This window comes from Flavobacterium sp. SLB02, assembly GCF_009664855.1.
Taxonomy (GTDB): Bacteria; Bacteroidota; Bacteroidia; order Flavobacteriales; family Flavobacteriaceae; genus Flavobacterium.
Genome location: NZ_CP045928.1, coordinates 4,336,112 through 4,355,146, shown reverse-complemented (window position 1 = coordinate 4,355,146; position 19,035 = coordinate 4,336,112). Strand labels below are relative to the sequence as shown.

Annotated in this window: 16 protein-coding genes; 6 read left to right on the top strand and 10 right to left on the bottom strand. The window is 33.6% G+C overall.

Features of this window, described 5'->3' with window-relative positions; genetic code table 11:
- Positions 1–118: 118 nt before the first annotated feature.
- Together GIY83_RS16120 and GIY83_RS16115 are read right to left on the bottom strand one after the other, a co-directional pair.
- The gene (locus GIY83_RS16120; protein ID WP_208682491.1) at positions 119–664 is read right to left on the bottom strand and encodes a dihydrofolate reductase family protein; all 546 of its coding nucleotides are present in this window, start codon (positions 662–664) and stop codon (positions 119–121) included.
- Positions 665–787: 123 nt separating this feature from the next.
- Entirely contained in the window at positions 788–1,246 is a 459-nt protein-coding gene (locus GIY83_RS16115) for a PA2169 family four-helix-bundle protein (RefSeq protein ID WP_194618120.1), read from the bottom strand.
- 367 nt (positions 1,247–1,613) lie between these two features.
- Here GIY83_RS16115 and GIY83_RS16110 point away from each other — a divergent pair, with 367 nt between their 5' ends.
- Complete coding sequence (locus tag GIY83_RS16110; RefSeq protein ID WP_194618121.1) at positions 1,614–2,669, top strand: serine hydrolase; 1,056 nt, start codon at positions 1,614–1,616, stop codon at positions 2,667–2,669.
- 62 nt (positions 2,670–2,731) lie between these two features.
- Here GIY83_RS16110 and GIY83_RS16105 read toward each other — a convergent pair whose 3' ends face one another.
- Together GIY83_RS16105 and GIY83_RS16100 are read right to left on the bottom strand one after the other, a co-directional pair.
- Positions 2,732–3,922, bottom strand: coding sequence for a pyridoxal phosphate-dependent aminotransferase (locus GIY83_RS16105; RefSeq protein ID WP_194618122.1), 1,191 nt, complete (start codon positions 3,920–3,922; stop codon positions 2,732–2,734).
- A 73-nt stretch (positions 3,923–3,995) separates the two neighbouring features.
- The gene (locus GIY83_RS16100; protein ID WP_194618123.1) at positions 3,996–5,090 is read right to left on the bottom strand and encodes an acyl-CoA desaturase; all 1,095 of its coding nucleotides are present in this window, start codon (positions 5,088–5,090) and stop codon (positions 3,996–3,998) included.
- 107 nt (positions 5,091–5,197) lie between these two features.
- Here GIY83_RS16100 and rsmG point away from each other — a divergent pair, with 107 nt between their 5' ends.
- Positions 5,198–5,827, top strand: a complete 630-nt coding sequence (rsmG, locus tag GIY83_RS16095; protein WP_194618124.1) for a 16S rRNA (guanine(527)-N(7))-methyltransferase RsmG — start codon at positions 5,198–5,200, stop codon at positions 5,825–5,827.
- A gap of 165 nt (positions 5,828–5,992) precedes the next feature.
- Positions 5,993–7,408: an alkaline phosphatase gene (locus GIY83_RS16090; protein WP_208682489.1), complete on the top strand. Its 1,416-nt coding sequence runs from the start codon at positions 5,993–5,995 to the stop codon at positions 7,406–7,408.
- Between the two features lie 81 nt (positions 7,409–7,489).
- Here GIY83_RS16090 and GIY83_RS16085 read toward each other — a convergent pair whose 3' ends face one another.
- Complete coding sequence (locus GIY83_RS16085; RefSeq protein WP_229029122.1) at positions 7,490–7,999, bottom strand: hypothetical protein; 510 nt, start codon at positions 7,997–7,999, stop codon at positions 7,490–7,492.
- Entirely contained in the window at positions 7,996–8,220 is a 225-nt protein-coding gene (locus GIY83_RS24960; RefSeq protein WP_229029121.1) for a hypothetical protein, read from the bottom strand. The genes GIY83_RS16085 and GIY83_RS24960 overlap by 4 nt, the downstream gene beginning before the upstream one ends.
- Before the next feature lie 478 nt (positions 8,221–8,698).
- Between GIY83_RS24960 and GIY83_RS16080 the strand changes: the two genes are divergently transcribed.
- The 3 genes from GIY83_RS16080 (at position 8,699) to GIY83_RS16070 (ending at position 12,361) form a co-directional block, all read left to right on the top strand.
- Positions 8,699–9,760 carry a sensor histidine kinase gene (locus GIY83_RS16080; protein WP_194618126.1) on the top strand — a complete coding sequence of 354 codons (1,062 nt, stop codon included), beginning with the start codon at positions 8,699–8,701 and terminating at the stop codon, positions 9,758–9,760.
- Positions 9,757–10,476, top strand: a complete 720-nt coding sequence (locus GIY83_RS16075) for a LytTR family DNA-binding domain-containing protein (protein WP_194618127.1) — start codon at positions 9,757–9,759, stop codon at positions 10,474–10,476. The genes GIY83_RS16080 and GIY83_RS16075 overlap by 4 nt, the downstream gene beginning before the upstream one ends.
- 142 nt (positions 10,477–10,618) lie before the next feature.
- A complete protein-coding gene (locus tag GIY83_RS16070; RefSeq protein ID WP_208682487.1) occupies positions 10,619–12,361 on the top strand; it encodes a CocE/NonD family hydrolase in 1,743 nt (580 codons plus the stop codon).
- Positions 12,362–12,448: 87 nt separating this feature from the next.
- Here GIY83_RS16070 and pruA read toward each other — a convergent pair whose 3' ends face one another.
- From pruA to GIY83_RS16050, 4 genes are all read right to left on the bottom strand, one after another.
- Positions 12,449–14,074, bottom strand: a complete 1,626-nt coding sequence (gene pruA / locus GIY83_RS16065; protein ID WP_208682485.1) for an L-glutamate gamma-semialdehyde dehydrogenase — start codon at positions 14,072–14,074, stop codon at positions 12,449–12,451.
- A 160-nt stretch (positions 14,075–14,234) separates the two neighbouring features.
- Positions 14,235–14,621 carry a Co2+/Mg2+ efflux protein ApaG gene (apaG, locus tag GIY83_RS16060; RefSeq protein ID WP_065452127.1) on the bottom strand — a complete coding sequence of 129 codons (387 nt, stop codon included), beginning with the start codon at positions 14,619–14,621 and terminating at the stop codon, positions 14,235–14,237.
- Between the two features lie 79 nt (positions 14,622–14,700).
- On the bottom strand, positions 14,701–15,969 hold the full coding sequence (locus tag GIY83_RS16055) for a DUF5103 domain-containing protein (protein ID WP_194618140.1): 1,269 nt from the start codon (positions 15,967–15,969) through the stop codon (positions 14,701–14,703).
- An 85-nt stretch (positions 15,970–16,054) separates the two neighbouring features.
- A complete protein-coding gene (locus tag GIY83_RS16050; protein ID WP_208682483.1) occupies positions 16,055–18,958 on the bottom strand; it encodes a DEAD/DEAH box helicase in 2,904 nt (967 codons plus the stop codon).
- Positions 18,959–19,035: the final 77 nt, after the last annotated feature.

Below are 19,035 nucleotides of genomic sequence, written 5' to 3'. Positions count from 1 at the left end.
TTGTGGTATTCATGGAAAAAAGTTTGCAAAGTTCTTATAAATAATTCGAGTTTGCTAATGCTGAAGTGACTTTTTTTGAAATAGTTAACTAATATGGAATGATGATAAATGAAGTTTTTTATTTAGCGGGTTCGTAAATAAGTTGCACAACCCCTGATTTGAAAATATTGGTTTTGAGTAATTTTAGTTGTATTCGGTTTTTTAGATCTTCAAATAATGGTTTTCCGCTTCCTAAAGCAATAGGGTGAACAGATATTCTATAGGTATCAATGAGGTTCAATTGAATGAAAGTTTTAATAAGGCTTGCTCCGCCATATAACCAGATGTCTTTTCCGGATTGTTTCTTAATCTCATTTACTGTATTTGTGATATCAGAATTTATGAAGGTGGCATTCTCGTCTTTTTTATTTTGGCTGGAAAAAACGTATTTCTCTTTAGCATGTACTTCTTTCCAAAGTGATTTTTCATCAGGACTGGCGTTTTCATCCGGTTGATAATTCCCCCACATATCATAACTTACTCTGCCATAAAAAATAGTATCTATAGTGGATAGGAAACCATCAAAATCCATATCGTCGTCCATGATACACCAATCAGTTTCTCCTTTGGGACCTTCAATAAAACCGTCTAATGTTACTGCCAGATCTAAAATTACCTTTTTCATTTTTTGATAAATTTTGTTTTATGTATTGGAGATAAAAATATAGAATTTGAGATTTAATAAAAACAAAAAACTACTTAGTTTATTAACCAAGTAGTTTTCTTCTCAAAAATATAGTGCCAAATATTATGACAATTTTTTCGCTTTGATTTTTGTCACAGTGTTTTCGATACTGTTTAATTGTTTTGAAACAATACCAATTTGACTTGCGTCAAGATGGTTGTGTTCAAGAGCCATTTTGTATTTTTCGATAGCAGCTTCTTCTCCGGTAATACAAGCATTGATGATGGCTTCGGTATCTCCGCTTGTAAACGAAGATTTAATATCGATCCAGGCACGGTGTATTGCTCCTAATGGTCCGCCCCCTGAGGTATCTGTTGATTTTCCCAGTTTGTTGATTTCGTCTTGTATTTCTACAATGAATAAGGCACGTTCGCGGGCATAATCGAGAAAGTCGGTTTTAATTGCCGGGCTGTCTACATGTTCTGCGGCATTGGTGTATCCTAGTTTTCCGTCTTCCAGGATTGAAATTAATCCTTCTAAGGTACTAACTGCTTTTTCTGTGGTTTCATCTGTATGTATCATAATAAATAGTTTTTTAAATTTTATATTACAAAGTTGGGATTTTATTAAGCGTTATATCTTATAGAATTATGACGGGTGTTTATAAAATTGTGGAATGGGAATTTTGAAAGTGAATTTAATTTTTCTCGCAGATTAGGCAGATGGAGCAGATTTAATTTGATTTCTTAAACTAAAAGGTCTTATATGAAGATTTGGGTTAGGGATAGAAGTGGAAATCCTTTTATGTAATGAAATCAAGCAAAAGATTGCAATGAATAGCCAGGGCGTAGGTAAACCCGTAATATTTTAGGTTCAGAGCTTTTGTTTTTGTAACCTGAAGTTTGTTTAAGTCGTCAAAGTTTTTATTAATTATTAATTAAACGGATAAATGAAATCGATTTCAATTTTTTATGTTATAGCATTTTTAATTTTCTCATCAGCATTATTTTCTCAGCATAGAGAACGTAAAATAGATAGTTTGATTACTTCGAAATTTAAAGCTGAAGGTCCCGGAGGAGTTTTTTTGGCTGCCAAAAACGGAAAAATCATTTACAGGAAGGCTTTTGGAATGGCTAATTTAGAAATGGATGTTAAGATGAAACCTGAATCTGTTTTTGAAATTGGATCAATGACAAAACAATTTACAGCAGTTTCTGTTTTAATGCTTGCTGAAAAAGGAAAACTAAATGTGAATGATGAAATTAAGAAATTTATTGCGGATTATCCTAATGGGAATGCAATTACAATACATCATTTGCTAACTCACACTTCGGGAATTAAGGATTTTACGAGTATGAAGTCTATAAAAGATATTGCCAGACGAGATTTGTCTCCAAAGGAATTAGTGGATTTTTTTAAAAATGAGCCAAGCGATTTTGAACCTGGTGAACAATATAAATATTGTAATTCCGGATATGTACTTTTAGGTTATATCATTGAAATTGTATCAGGACAGACTTATGAGGAGTTTGTAACTGAAAATATTTTTAAGAAAATAGGAATGGAAAATACGTTTTATGCAAGCCATGAAAAGATTATTAAAAACAGGGTTGCAGGTTATCGTGATAAAGAACATTATGTAAATGCAAATTATATTAGTTTTTCGATACCCTATGCTACTGGTTCGATAATGTCGAATGTAGATGATATGTTAAAATGGCAAAACACGATAAATTCTAATGCTTTATTAAATCCTGTTTTTACAGAAAAAGCTTTTACTAATTATCAGTTAATTAATGGGGTAAATATAGATTATGGATATGGCTGGCATCTTGAAAAAGTAAAAGACAAAATCGTTCGCGAGCATGGAGGAAGTATTTTCGGCTTTAAATCAATGGGAGTTTATGAGCCTACTGAACATATTTATGTAATAGGTTTAAGTAATTGTGATTGTAATTCTCCTACTTCGATTGCAAGAGATATTGCTTCGCTTTTAATTGACTAAATGAAAAAAGGGTGTTTTTGAAAAAAAAAAAAAAAACACCCTTTGAATTATTATTTATGATATTACACAGCCAAAGCTTCTTTGATTCTGCGTAATGCTTCTTTTAAGATATCGTCGCTTGTCGCGTAAGAAAAACGGATACAGTTTGGATTTCCAAAAGCATCTCCTGTTACTGTTGCAACATTAGCTTCGGCTAAAAGGTACATCGATACATCGTTTGCATCTTTGATTTCGGTTCCTTTTAAAGTTTTTCCGAAGAAAGAAGAAACGTCCGGGAATACGTAAAATGCTCCTTCAGGAACGTTGATTTTTACACCAGGAATTTCTTTTAATAATCCAACCACTAAATCTCTACGAGTGTGGAACGCCTGAACCATGTGGTTTAATACGCTTGGATCAGCTTCTACGGCAGTAATTGTTGCACGTTGCGCTACAGAATTTGCTCCTGAAGTTACTTGTCCCTGAATTTTTGTACATGCTTTTGCGATGAATTCCGGTGCTCCGATGTAACCAATTCTGTATCCTGTCATAGCGAATGCTTTTGCTACTCCGTTTACAGTAATGGTTCTTTCAAGCATTCCAGGGATTGAACCGATGCTGCAGAAAGTTCCTGAGAAATTGATGTGCTCATAAATCTCATCGGCAACTACGTATATATTTGGGTATTTTTCTAACACTTTTGCAAGAGCTGTAAGCTCTTCTCTACTGTAAACAGATCCAGATGGGTTACAAGGAGAAGAGAACCACATCATTTTTGTTTTTGGTGTGATGGCAGCTTCTAATTGTTCTGGTGTAATTTTGAAATCAGTATCTACAGATGTTGGAACTTCAACTGGAACTCCGCCCGAGAGTTTTACAATTTCGAAGTAAGAAACCCAGTAAGGTGCTGGCAAAATAACCTCGTCACCATCGTTTAGCATTACTTGTGCAATGTTGTACAAAGATTGTTTTGCTCCTGTAGAAACTACGATTTGAGTTGGTTTGTAATCTAAATTATTGTCTCTTTTGAATTTTTTGCAAATTGCTTCTCTCAATTCTAAATAACCTTCTACCGGAGAATAGGTGCTGTAATTTTCGTCTACTGCTTTTTTAACAGCTTCTTTGATGAAGTCAGGAGTATTAAAATCTGGTTCACCTAAACTTAAACTGATAATGTCTTTTCCTTGTGCTTTTAACTCACGTGCTAAAGCAGCCATTGCTAAGGTTTGTGATGTCGCTAAGTTGTTGATTCTGTCTGAAAGAATATGATTCATTATAAAAATTTTGAATGTCCTTAATTTCAACTTTAATTAAGGAAGGTTAATTATTAATAGATTTTTTTTAGTTTTATGCTAGTTCCGGTTTCATTCCAAGATCTTTAAGATGCTTGTAATGCGCTACAATTGCTCCTCTCATGGTTCTGAATTCATGATAAGGCAAGTTGCATTCGATTGCAGTTTGTTTTACGATTTCGGCAATTTTTCCGTAATGAATATGACTGATATTCGGGAAAATATGGTGCTCAATCTGATGGTTTAATCCTCCTGTAAACCAGTTGATTATTTTGTTTTTTGGAGCAAAATTAGCAGTTGTATACAATTGGTGAATTGCCCAGGTATTTTCCATTTCTCCTTCTTCATTCGGGATTGGATTTGAAGTTTCTTCTACTACGTGAGCCAATTGAAAAACAATACTTAAAATTAATCCGGCTACATAATGCATTACGAAAAATCCAACAACAACTTTCCACCAGGTTACACCAAGAACCATTGGTAAAACCATCCAGATTAAAACGTAGATTATTTTTGTGATAACCAAAACAGTCCATAATTTGGCAGGACTTTGAGGTGTTCCATAAGATAATTTTCTTTTCAGATAGTTTTTCATTTGCTTGAAATCGGTCGTTAAAGCCCAATTGAAAGTCAATAGTCCGTATAAGAAAAAAGAATAATAGTGTTGAAATTTATGAAAACGTTGCCATTCGGCGTTTTGTGTAAAACGAATAATTCTTCCGGCATCAAGATCTTCATCATGTCCGTGAATGTTAGTATACGTGTGGTGCAATACATTGTGCTGTACTTGCCAGTTGTGAACATTTCCTGCCAGAATATAAATACTTCCGCCCATAATCTTGTTGATCCATGATTTAGAAGAGTATGATCCGTGGTTTCCGTCGTGCATCACATTCATTCCAATTCCGGCCATTCCAACTCCCATTAAAATGTTTAATAACAATTGTGCCCAAAACGGCATGTTAAGAGTTAAGATCAAAAAGTAAGGTGTTAGAAAAACTGCAAAAAGAATAATTGCTTTTAAGTGCAACTTCCAGTTTCCAGTTTTCTGAATGTTATTCTCCTTGAAGTAATTGTTTACTCGTGAGTTAAGTGTTCTGAAGAACTTCAGATTGTCTTGTTTGGCAAATGTAGGCGCAGTGTTATTCATAATTAATTTAAATAGTTTTCAAAGGTAATTATTATAAATTTTCAATTTGCAAAATTGAGTTAAATATTTCAACTCTAAAGTAGTACTTTTGTTAAAAAATTAGAGCAATGGATGAGATATTGAAATATTTTCCTGATTTGACCGACATTCAAATCGAACAATTTCAAAAATTAGACTTTTTATACCACGATTGGAATGAAAAAATCAATGTTATTTCGCGTAAAGACATTGATGCATTATATACAAAACATATTTTGCATTCGCTTGGAATTGCAAAAATAATGAAATTTGAACCCGGAGCAACGGTTCTTGATGTTGGAACCGGTGGAGGTTTTCCTGGAATCCCGTTAGCGATTCTTTTTCCTGAAACGCGTTTTTATCTGATTGATGTTATTGCCAAAAAAATAAAAGTAGTTCAGGGTGTTGTTGATGCATTAGAATTAAAGAACGTAAAAGCAGAACAAAAACGCGCTGAATTGGTAAAAGGCGATTTTGACTTTATAGTGAGTCGTGCCGTTACCAATATGCCGGATTTTGTTTCCTGGATTAAAACTAAAATTAAAAAACAGCATAAGCATACGTTGAAAAACGGAATTCTATACCTAAAAGGAGGAGATTTGACCGAAGAATTAAAGGATTTTCCAAAAGCAACTTTATATGATTTGTCTACGATTTTTGAAGATGAATTTTTTGAAACCAAAAAAGTAGTGCATTTGCCTTTGAAGTTTACGGTTTAATATTCTTAAAATAATAAAAAACCCGACAGCATACTCAATAAGTATACTGTCGGGTTTTTGTTTGTCATTATAATAAGCTGCCTTTGAGTAATTATCATAACACAATGATAATTTTGTGGTTGGGTGTATTTCTTTATCTTTGAAATTACTATAAATAAAGTAATAATGGATAGAAGGAAGTTCTTTAAAAGTGGTTCTTTATTAACGATTGGAGCCGCAGTTATGAATCCGTTTCAGGGTTCTGCAAATATTTTAGATTTAGAAGCTGTAAATAAAAATAAAAAAGCTAAAAATATTATTTTACTCGTTAGTGACGGAATGAGTACCGGAACATTGAATATGACCGATTTGTTCCTGAACAGAAAAACTGGAAAAGGTTCTAATTGGATTCAATTGTACAAAGACAACAGAGTTTCAAGAGCTTTGATGGATACAGCTTCTGCCAGTTCTATAGTAACGGATTCTTCGGCTGCGAGTTCTTCGTGGGGAGGCGGTTTTAGAGTCAACAACGGAGTGCTTAATGTGAGTGCGCAGGGAGAACCTCATTTACCCATTTGGCAAAAGTTCAAGAAGGCAGGAAAAATGGCGGGTTGCGTAACAACAGTTCCTATTACTCATGCTACTCCGGCGGGTTTTTGCGTAAACAGTAAAAGCAGAAACGCACAAGATGATATTGCCGAACAATATTTAGATCTTGGTTTTGATGTGATGATGGGTGGAGGTTCAAATTATTTTAGTCCCGAATCCAGAAAAGATAAAAAAGATATGTTTGCCGCTTTTAAAGCAAAAGGATATCAGGTAGTAAAAACACGTTCTGATATGGAGGCGGCTTCAAATTCTCAGCCAATTTTGGGTGTGTTTGCAGAAGATGGTGTTCCTTATTACGTAGATAGAAATAGTGACCAAGATTTACAAAAAAACATTCCAAGTCTTGCTGAAATGGCACAGAAAGCTATTGAGAGAATGAAAAATCATAAAAATGGTTTCGTTTTACAAATAGAAAGCGGTAAAGTCGACTGGGCTGCTCACGGAAATGATATTGCAGGTTTGATTCATGATCAGATCGAGTTTGATGAGGCGGTGAAAGCTGCCATAGATTTTGCCGAAAAAGACAAAGAAACATTGGTCATTATCACAACAGATCACGGAAATGCCAATCCAGGAATTATTTATGGTAAAGATGCCAATGATAATTTTGATAGTATCCAGAAATATACCCAGACAAATGAATGGATCCTGAATCAGATAAAACCACAATCTTCTGTTTCGCAAGTAAAGGAAATTATCGAAAAGGCAAATGGTCATTCGGTTTCTGATGAAGATGCAAAAACAGTACTAAGTTATTATGATGGATTGCATAAAGAAGACGGACTGTATAATTATAAAAAATTGCCCTATAAAGCTTTTGCAGAAATGCAGGGAAAAATAAATTCTGTTGGATGGATTAGTATGGATCACTCTGCTGATTATGTAGAGTTGGCTATGTTTGGTCCGGGAAGTGAACTTTTGAAACCTTTCGTAAAAAATACCGATTTACATTATCTCATGTTGCAGGCTGCAGAAGTTGAAAATAAGTTTTAATTGAATTAAGATAATAACCCCACAAGTTTCAAAAATAATTGAAGTTTGTGTGGTTCGTTTTTTTTTAAGTGTATCAATCAATTAAGAAGCGCTTTTTGGGAAACACAAAAATGGATTGGATTTAGTATCTAAATTATGAATGAGTTCGTTTATCTCTTTTTCTGTTGCATCGGTTGAATTTTCAAACTCAGGATTAAAGAAAAAATCACGACAAATTAGAGCTTCATGAGATGAGTCATAAATGGCTTCGTAGTATTGATTTACATCTTCATTATTATATTGACATGGATAATCACGTTTTAAAACTGCTAATGTTCTGTTGAACCATTTGTCAAAAACTCTTTTTCTTGGTGTTGTAATATGGCGCGCTAATAATACTAGTCCAATAAGTTCGCTTTGAATAGCGTATAATCCTTTTCTATACATCACATCAATCATAGTTACATTCATAAGGGCTATCCATAATGGCCCGTTTACATGTCTGGTGGCCGAAATATCAAATTCAGTATCAAAAACTAATGGTTTTGTATTTTCGATATTACCAATAGAACACCATAAAGCTTCGATTCTTTTTTTGGTATCATTATTCATTTTTGTGTAACCTGTATATCGCCAGTAGATCCATTCGAGCAAAGCGGCTGCCCTGTATGGGCTTTATGGTTAATTTGCATTAAGGCATGTTCAAGTTCGTCGTTTCCTTCTAAAGGATCTAAAGGCTGGTGTATCTTTTTTTTATTCCATTTAAAGTCAATTGGATGTCCAATACTTTTTGCCTGTATAATTATTGGCGGTGTGTTTTGTAAATTTCTCATTGTTTCTTTTTTTATGTTTTTTCTCTGGATTGTTGTAAATTGGATTGTAAATCCATCTCCGAATTAGTTTAATTTCTACTAAATTTTTCCACTTTAAATCTGATGTAAAAGTATGTTGAGATATGTTTTTAGAGTAGTACAAAAAGTTTTTAAAATAACAGAATAGGATTTTTAAGCATGTATACTATTGATGATCAATCGTAAGAAAAACATTATAAATGTTGTAAATTTAGGATTGTCAGAATAACGTTGAATTACTTTTGAGTTTTATTTTTTAATTATAAGTATTTGTTTTTTAATTTTTTGTCTTTTGTGAAGACTTAACTGAAAAAGAAGAGAAGAATAATGACTGATTCGGATATTGTATTAAATCCAAGAAGAAAATGTATTCATCCTCTATTATTTTCCGTTCGTGTACTTTTATTTGCTCAATCTCTATTAGAGGAATATCTTTACTACAGCATTAACAATTTTACTTTTGAAAACAACCAGCGTAATATCGACATATTGGAAAATTCAGCTCACAGGATGGATTACTGCTTCTTTGTATTGGGGATTATCTGCTTTCCTGAGTGGTAATTTTATCTGGAAAATGGGTATAGTAGATTTAATACTGGACGTTTTCATTGGTATACTGTTAACTCAGCTTTACCGAAATTTTGCCTTAAAAAATGGATGGAATAAACTGAATCTGAAAATACTATTGCCAAGAATGGTACTTAGTATTTTGGTGCTTTCCTTATTGTATACGGTTTTGATTGTTGGTAAGCTTTATTTGGTACGTTTATTCATTTTTAAAAATGAAACCGATTCATTTTTAGCATTTTTTAAATCGGTACAATTACAGGTTTTTATCACCGGTACAAGATTAATGTCTATTTGGGTATTGGCGTACCATCTTTATCATTATTCAAGACTCGAATTAGAAACAGTAAAGGAAAATGCCCGATTGTCCATTATAATAAAAGAAGCACAACTCAATAATCTGAGTGCACAGCTTAATCCTCATTTCTTTTTTAATTCATTAAATAATATAAAATTTTTGGTGATAGAAAATCCTGATGCCGCCAGAAGGGCTATTGATCTGTTGTCTGAACTTTTAAGAAATTCTCTAAATAGTAACATTGGGAGATTGATATCGCTGGATGAAGAAATTAATCTGGTAAGGGATTATCTGGAATTAGAAAAAATCCGATTTGAGGAACGTTTACAAATTAAGATCGAAACCAGTGTAGACTTGTCCAGGCATTTAATCCTGCCCTTTAGTATTCAGTCACTGGTTGAGAATGCCATAAAACACGGAATTGAAAAAAGAAAACACGGAGGGTTTATTGCTGTGAAAGTTGAAAAGGAAAACGATTTTATAAAGATTACGGTTCGAAACTCAGGAAAACTAAGTAATGAGATTACAAATTCAGGTATTGGGCTAAGTAATCTGAAAGAAAGATTGTTCTTGCAATATAACGGAAATGCTTCTTTTGAGATTATGCAGATGGAAAACGAAACGGTTTTGGCTACTATTTTAATACCATCAAAATGAAACAGATAAAAGTGATCATTGTAGACGATGAACGTTTAGCAAGAGAAGAGGTAAAAAGAGCTTTAAAAATGTATGAAGACTTTGTGCTTATTGGTGAGGCTGAAAATGCCGATGACGCTAAAGTTTTGATCGAAACAGAAATGCCGGATTTAATTTTTCTCGATATTCAGATGCCTGAAAAATCCGGTTTCGATTTATTAGAATCGTTAGATCATGTACCATCAGTTTTATTTATTACCGCTTATGATCAGTATGCGATACAAGCTTTTGAAGTAAATGCCTTAGATTATTTAATGAAGCCTATAAGAGAGGAACGTTTTGCAAAAGCAATTCAAAAAATAAGGGATGCTGTACACTTGAAATCCTCCTTAACTAATGCTGAGACAAAAGATCGAAAGATTTTTATAAAAGACGGTGAGAAACGGTTCTTTATTCAATTAGAAGAGATCTATTTAATTGAATCTTTAGAGAATTATACCCGATTGTTTTTTCAGGACAAAAAAGCACTTCAAAGGCGTTCCCTTCGTCAATGGGAAGAGATACTGGATGAAACTGTTTTTTTTAGAATAAACAGAACCGAAATTATCAATACAAAATTCATTCAGGAAGTAAAAACTACAATAGGGGGCAGGTTAGAAGTAAAACTAAAAACCGGAGAACTATTAGAAGTATCAAACCGTCAATCCGTGAGGTTCAAAAACCAGAACGGGATTTAATTCATCTTTCAAAATTATTCTAATGCGTACAGCTAATTCTATTAGTTGAGGATCTCTGTATGCTTTTTTCAGATTTAATAACGCAGTTTGTTATAAGCAAACAGCCAAGCTTAAAATAAAGCTTGCTAATAAAACCATTTCCATGAAAACAATTTTAAATTTTGTATTTCTTATTCTGATGATATCAAATACATTTTCTCAGCAAACCAGTAAAACCAAATCCGAAGATCTAAAAAGTGCTTATGATATTCAGGACAGTGTAATGATCAAAATGCGTGATGGCGCTTTGATATCGGCAATTGTAGTGCGCAAAAAAGGAAATTCTGTTCCAAAACCCGTAATACTTCAACATACGATTTATGTTGCAGAAGAAGGAAAAGGGATCAAATCCTTGAAAGAGGCAGCAGATAAAGATTATGTGGGCGTTATTACCTATTCGCGGGGTAAACGATTTAGTCCTAATGCAATATTTCCTTATGAAAATGAAGCCAATGATACTTATGATGTTATTGATTGGATAAGTAAACAAAAATGGTGTAACGGAAGTATAGGAATGTTTGGCGGCAGTTATAATGGATTGACCCAATGGGCAGCGTGCAAAAAAAAGCATCCCGCACTTAAAACCATAGTGCCTTATGTGGCCAATAGAGCCGGAATGGGTTTGCCAATGGAAAACAATGTGTTTATAAATCCTAATTACGAATGGTCTTTTTATGTGGGCAGTAACAAATATCTTGATACGGTTGCAGGAAATGACAGGCAGCGATTTAGAAATATGCAGTTTAAATGGTGGGAAAGCGGAGTTGCCTACAAAAAAATGGACAGCATTGACGGAACTCCAAACAGGTTATTTCAGCGCTGGATACAACATCCGTCGTTTGATGAATATTGGCAGAAAATGTCGCCATACAAAAAGGATTTTGCCCAGATAAATATTCCGGTTTTAGTCATCGACGGGTATTATAACGATTCTCAAAATTCGAGTTTGTATTATTTAAGAGAGCTTCAAAAATACAACCCCAAAGCCAATTCTTATTTAGTGATTGGTCCGTATAGTCATTTTGGGGCGCAAAAAGGAGGCTCTGCTCTGATCAATGGTTATAAGGTTGATGCAGATGCTTTAATTAATACTAAAAAAATAACATATGAATGGTTCGATTACATTTTAAAAAACGGACCAAAACCAGAAATTTTAAAAGACAGAATTAATTATCAGGTAATGGGGGCCAATGAATGGAGAAGCGCTCCGTCTCTTGATAAAATGAGCAATGGTTTTCTGAAAATGTATCTGACGGATAATAAATCCGGAGGATTCTATTCTTTGAATGTTACAAAACCCACTAAAAACGGTTATTTATCACAGGTAGTAGATTTTGCCGACAGACAAACTCAAAACAATGAGTATTATCCTGATCCTATTATCAAAAAAGAAATCGATACAACAAACGGATATGTTTTTATAAGTGAGCCGTTTAAAGAGCCGATATTGGTAAACGGATCATTCGTAGGAGAAATAAAGGCAAGCATCAATAAAAAAGATATGGATATTGGTGTTACGTTATATGAATTAACTCCAAATGGTGAATACTTTCATTTGTCTTATTTTTTAGGCCGTGCCAGTTATGCCAAAGACATCACGACAAGAAATGTATTGGAACCAAATAAAATAGAATCGATTCCTTTTTCGAATACGCATTTGGTCAGTAAACAATTAAGTAAAGGAAGTCGCTTAGTCGTAGTAGTAAACGTAAATAAGAATCCTTTTTCAGAACTTAATTACGGAACAGGAAAAACCGTTACCAATGAAACCATTAAAGATGCCAAAGAACCCTTAAAAGTAAAATGGTACAATGATAGTTTTGTAAAAATCCCAATTTGGAGATAAAAGAGATAACAAAGCAAAAGCCGCAAATTTCAAAATGAAGTTTGCGGCTTTTTTATAAATCTAAAATCTGAACTCTAAAATCAGAAATTATCCCAAGAAAGGATATCTGTAATCTTCAGGAGTTACAAAAGTTTCTTTGATTGTTCTAGGAGAAGCCCAACGTAATAAGTTCAATGCAGAACCTGCTTTATCGTTAGTTCCTGAAGCTCTTGCTCCACCAAAAGGCTGCATACCCACAACAGCTCCTGTTGGTTTATCGTTGATGTAGAAGTTACCCGCAGCATTTTGCAATTTTGTAGTCGCTACTTCAATAGCATAACGATCCTGGCTAAATACAGCTCCTGTAAGAGCATACTCAGATGTAGTATCAACTAATTCTAAAGTCTCTTCCCATTTTGCATCTTCGTAAACATATATAGTAATTACTGGTCCGAATAATTCGGTTTCCATTGTAGTATATTTAGGGTTTGTTGTTACGATAATTGTTGGCTCAATAAAGTACCCTACAGATTTATCGTAGTTTCCACCAGCAATGATTTCAGCATCAGCATCTTTTTTAGCCTGATCGATAAAACCAGCTAATTTATCAAAAGAACCTTCGTGAATAACTGCAGTAATAAAGTTTCCGAAATCTTCCGGAGAACCCATTTTCATTGATTTTACATCAGCAATTAATTGTTCTTTTACATCTGGCCATAAACTTTGCGGAACATAAGCTCTTGAAGCTGCAGAGCATTTTTGCCCTTGAAATTCAAATGCACCACGAGTAATTCCTGTAGCCACTTGTTTTACGTTAGCGCTTGGGTGTGCAATGATAAAATCTTTACCACCAGTTTCTCCAACGATTCTTGGGTATGTTTTGTAGTGGTGAATATTAGCACCAATTTTAGCCCAGATATCTTTAAATACATGAGTTGATCCTGTAAAGTGAACTCCGGCAAAATCGCGGCTTGCTAAAACAGTATCGGTAATCATTAAAGCGTCTCCAAAAACAACGTTGATAACACCATCAGGAACACCAGCTTCTTTGAAAACATCGATGATAATTTTTGCAGAAAAAACCTGGCTGTCACTTGGTTTCCAAACCACAACGTTACCCATCATTGCCGCACTTGCAGGAAGATTGGCAGCAATAGCAGTAAAGTTAAAAGGAGTAATAGCATAAATAAAACCTTCAAGAGGTCTGTATTCTAAACGATTCCATGTAGTAGAATCAGACTTTGGCTGATCTCCGTAAATTTGAGTCATAAATTCTACGTTGTAACGTAAAAAGTCGATCAATTCGCAAGAAGCATCAATTTCTGCCTGATGAATATTTTTAGACTGACCAATCATTGTAGCAGCGTTAATACGCGCTCTGTATGGTCCTGCAATAAGTTCTGCAGCTTTTAAGAAAATAGCAGCACGTTGTTCCCATGCCATGTTTGCCCATACTGTTCTTGATTCAAGAGCATTAGCAATTGCTTTTTCAATATGTTGTTTTTCAGCTAAGTGATAAGTTCCTACAATGTGTTTGTGATCGTGAGGAGCTGATATTGTTCTTGTATTTCCAGTTCTGATTTCTTCGCTTCCGATGTATAACGGAACGTCAATTTTAGAATTCCACAATGTTGTGTAAGCTGCCTGAACAGCTGCTTTTTCTGGTGAGTTAGGTGCGTAGCTTTTTACAGGCTCGTTTACCGCTTTTGGTACATGAAAGAATCCTTTTAGCATGTTATTTAAAATTAGATAATTAGACAATTTAACGGTTAGATGATTTGATTTGTTACGAATAATCTAACGTTGCACAAAAGTACAAAGGATAAATTAATAATTTGACAAAATTATGATTAAGATAACGATAAAAAAAAACAGCTTTTTTTTAAACTTGTTTTTAATTTAAAGCAAAAGGAGCACACATTCTAAAAGTAGGAACAATTACTTTGAATGTTTTTGTAGAGGTAAAATTGATCATATTAAAGTAGCCTTTCATTGCACCATAAGGAGATGACAATAGACAACCTGAACTATAAGTGTGATTTTCTCCAGGTTTTAAAACCGGTTTTTTACCAATAACGCCTTCTCCGTCTACAACTTCAAGATCGTTTAAAGAATCAAATATTTCCCAGTGACGAGAAGTTAACTGAACTGAATCTTTGCTGTGATTTTCGATTGTAACTACATAACTAAAAGCAAAGTGGATCTTGTAGTTCTTGAAGTAAGTACCTTCAAAACTAGTCAAAACAGATATTTTTATGCCTCTTGTTATCTGAGAAACCATACTAAAGTAGTAAATATGTGTGCGTTATACTTGCAAATCTACAAAAAAAAATCTTTCGATCTAAATCCTTAACAATGTTTTAATTTATGATGTTTATTGAGTTGGCATTTCCTTTTCCTATAACTCTTTGATAGCGATCTGTACTTTCTTTATAATAAACCAATATGGTATACTCATTTTCAGTTTGATAAAAGTTTCCATCAATCGCATTTTCATAATCAATAACGCCTTTTTTATCGGCAATTGTGTACTGAAAATTAGTAAAACCCTGCTTAATCATGACCGCTTTTTCAAAAACAGCTTTTTCAGTATTATAGTCCATTTTGTATTCTGGCGACAAGCTGTAATTGTTGAACATTCCTGTAATATAAATGTCTTTGTTTGTAGATCTGAAAGTAGGAGCCGAAAGAGTAAAATATACCCACGCATAATCTGCTTCAATTTCGTTGTTGGAAGCATTGATATTTTTAACCACAAAATTTCCGTTTACGTCCTGATAGACTGTATAAATTTGGTTGGCTCTTGCCTGATTGGTATATAAGTACGAATTATAAATGTCATTATTGGCACCCACTCTTCCCACATTATTACTTGCTGCACGAATGTCTTTATTCTCGAAATACAAAAATTCATTTCCGCCCCAGAATTGGGTTTCCTTATTGTATTTGTAAACCAATTGATTGCCTATTGTATATTGTGGCGGAACGTTTTTAATAGCAGTATCAAAATTGCCATTTTGTAACAATACAACTTTTACATTTTGCGTTGGAGTCTGAAAAACAATATCATTTGAAACTATGGAAAAATCTAAGTTTTGTTTGTAATCAATATTGGTAACATCACGGCTTCGTTTTACCTGAGCTGCTACGGTCGAATGATTTTCGTATAAAATAAATTTTCTCGAGAAAACAACCTCTCTGTCTTCATTAAGAATTCTTAGTATATAATTTCCTGAAATTCGTAATTGTGTCGTAAACTGATTCGGGAACGAAAGTCGGTAATGAGAATAAACCTGAAGTGTATTAAAAGAATTAGAGTAATCAGTAATTCTTTGATTGTCAAAACCGGTAACATAATCTGTTTTTGGGATATCGGTTGGTTTCCAATTATAGTCGCAGTGTATTACTTCAAAATAATAATTGGCTTCATTGGCAAATAAATCATCAAACTGAAAGGTAAAAGTGTCGCCTAACTCAAATATAGGCACTACATTGTTGCCATTTTGAACAAACGAAACTGTTTTTATATTATATGGAGGGATAATCTCGGTTTGTATTCCCTGAGCCTGGGCTGTAGCCGAAGCAAAAATGAAAATAAGAAGAAGATTTCTAAGCAAAAATTTTGGCATCATATTACAATTGTAAGATTGTAAATATAAGAATTTTATATAATGTAACAGGATGCCGCTTTTCGTTGTTCTAAAAACAAATTTATTAAGAACTCAAAATGTATTCTAAATTCACTTGGATTTCGTCATTGATATAACTCTCTTCTAAAAGCGAATCAGATAATAACTTTTTGTTTTCCTGCAATTTGATGATTTTTTCCTCTACCGTATTTTTCGAAATAAATCGTATAACATTTACTTTATTCATTTGACCAATTCTATGTGCCCTTCCAACTCCTTGCTTTTCAGCAAAAGGATTCCACCAAGGATCTAAAAACAAAACATACGAAGCTTTGGTAATATTCAGACCAACGCCACCCGCTTTGAGAGAAATAAAGAATAATAAAGGCTTCTCTTTTTCCTGAAACAATTTTACCTGTTGTTCTCTTTTATTGGCAGGAGTTTCGCCTGTAATCTCACAAAAATCTATTTTGTTTTCCTTACACCAATCTGTATAGAAATGCAAATTAGTCACAAACGAACTAAAAATGATCGCCTTTTGTTTCTCCTTTATTAACGTTTCGAGATAATTAGTGACAGCATTATATTTTCCGGAATCAATTTCTGATTCCTGATCGACCATTTTCGGATGATTACTCAGCTGCCTTAACTTCATCAGTGTATTGATAATGCTAATTTTGTCCGGACTTGATCCGTCTGTTTTTAGCAAAAAGTTCCGCGCTTTCGATTTTTCTTTTTCATATAATTTTTCCTGTTCAGGATCCATATCGCAATAGTAAATCTGCTCGGTTAACTCCGGTAAATCTTTCAAAACCTGTTCTTTGGTTCTCCTTAAAATATAAGGCTGGATGAGGTTTTTTAGTTCAGACAAAGTGTTTTCGTCCTGCTTTTTCTCAATAGGGATTTTAAAATTCTGAGCAAAAAAATCATAACTGCCCAAAATATCCGGATTTATAAATTGCATTTGCGACCATAAATCATCTAACGAATTTTCGATAGGAGTACCGCTTAAGGCAATTTTATGAGCCGTATTTATTTTGGTAATGGCTTTAAAAATCTTAGAATTTTTATTTTTAATGTATTGACTTTCGTCTAAAATTAAATAACGAAAATCGTATTTTTCTAAAATTGAAATATCACGATGAACAATGCTGTAGCTCGTAAAAATCAAATCAGTTGAGGCTAATCTGCTGGCTAATAATTTTCTGTCATTGCCCACATATTGCATTTTCGAAAAATGCGGTGTGAATTTCCCAGCCTCATTAAACCAGTTAAAAACCAATGAAGAAGGTAAAACAATCAAAGCTTTCAAAGGGGCTCTTTCAATAGTAGTTTCATTCTGAAACAAGTCAAAATTGGTCGTTTTAGTAGTAAATCCCAGTTGTTCCTGTACCGCGACTAAAACGGCCAGGGTTTGTAATGTTTTACCAAGACCCATATCATCAGCCAGACAAGCACCCAGATTAGAATTAAAATGACCTAAAAGCCATTTTACGCCATCGATCTGATAAGGTCTTAATGAAGCTTTTAATAAATCAGAAGAGGTATATTCTGCTTTGTGAATAATATCGTCTTTGATTTCCGGAATCGCATCCAAAGCAGCAAAATTACTTTTACGCAAAAGTAAATTTGCGTTCTCTTTTTTGGCCAATTTTGCCAGTGAACCATATTTGCTCAACCATTCCAGCGGAATCAGAAAATAGTTTCCGTCAGGCAATAAAAAGAGTCTTTCCTTGCTTTTTATATTGGGAATAATTTCACTGAAATTGATCGTATAAGCGCCAATTGTAATGATTATTCTAATGTCGAACCAGTCTTCTTTTGTTTCTTCTTTTGAGGCTGAAATGGTATGATTTTCTGCAATGATTTCTTTGCTTTCCAGTTTTAAATTCAGGATTGTAAATCCTAAGCTTTCCAGTTCTTCTTTATGATCAATAACAAATTGAATATTGACGTAAGGATCAGGGTTTTCTGTGTCAGAATTTAATCCGAATAACTCGTTTTTGATTTTTACTAAACCAAGCTCAGATAATTTGTCAGTGTATAAAGCTTCATCGGCGCTGCGTTTAAACTGAATGATTTTAGGTTCGTTGGCAACGCTAAAATCAACAAACGAATGTGTTTTTTTTGTTTTACTGCTGTCAAACGAATAACCGTTATAATCAAAATAGAGGTTGAGGTAATAGCAGTTTTTAAAGAAATCAAAAACAGGTTGGATCGTGCTTGATATAATTTGATCACGATGTTCAATTTCAAAACCAGTAGCTTCAATGTCTATTTTTTTTGCTATTTCAGGAATGAAGCTTTTAAAATAATTGTCAACTAATTTTGAAGGTATTTCGATTGACTTTTTCTTTAAAAACGGCATCAGTTTTTTAGCATTAAGATCCTTTAACTGCCCTAGTTTTTTATCAATAATCAACCAGCTTGGCTCATCCAGCAGTATTTCGACACTGCTGTTCATTGGTAAAAATAAAGTTTCGTTTTCTTTTAAAGATAAGGTATACGTAATCCCTTCGGCATGTTTGTTAAATTCAATCTGAGGTTCAAAATGCAATGGATTGGTGTTGACTCTGGATCTATAGAAGTCCTTTTCGGGACTCATATTAAGAGACAACGGAAATTGCTTTTGTAGGATTAAAGTATAAAAAGTGCCCAAATTTAGCTGCAAATGCTGACGAATGGCAAATTCAATTTTGGAATCTTTTTGCAAATCAGCAATTGTTTTTGCCGATTTGATTTTTGTACTAAATTTTTTGAAAATAAACTCAGGCTTTAATGATTCGCAAGCCGTCAATATTTTTTTTGTCTCAGGATCTAATTGATCAAAAACAATAAAAAAACTTTCAAGTACATCTTTAGTAGCTTTTTTATTTAAATATTTAATGTCATCGGTATTCTCAACGATGTAGGCAGTTGGAATATAATGATTCAGATTTTTTTCAAAACTGATATCAAAACAAAATTGAAATGAATTTGAAAGATCCAAGATAAGGCGGTTAGGTTGAATTGTAATTTGGGAAGTGGTTTAAACTAAAAAAGTTTTCAAAATACTGCTATTCTAAA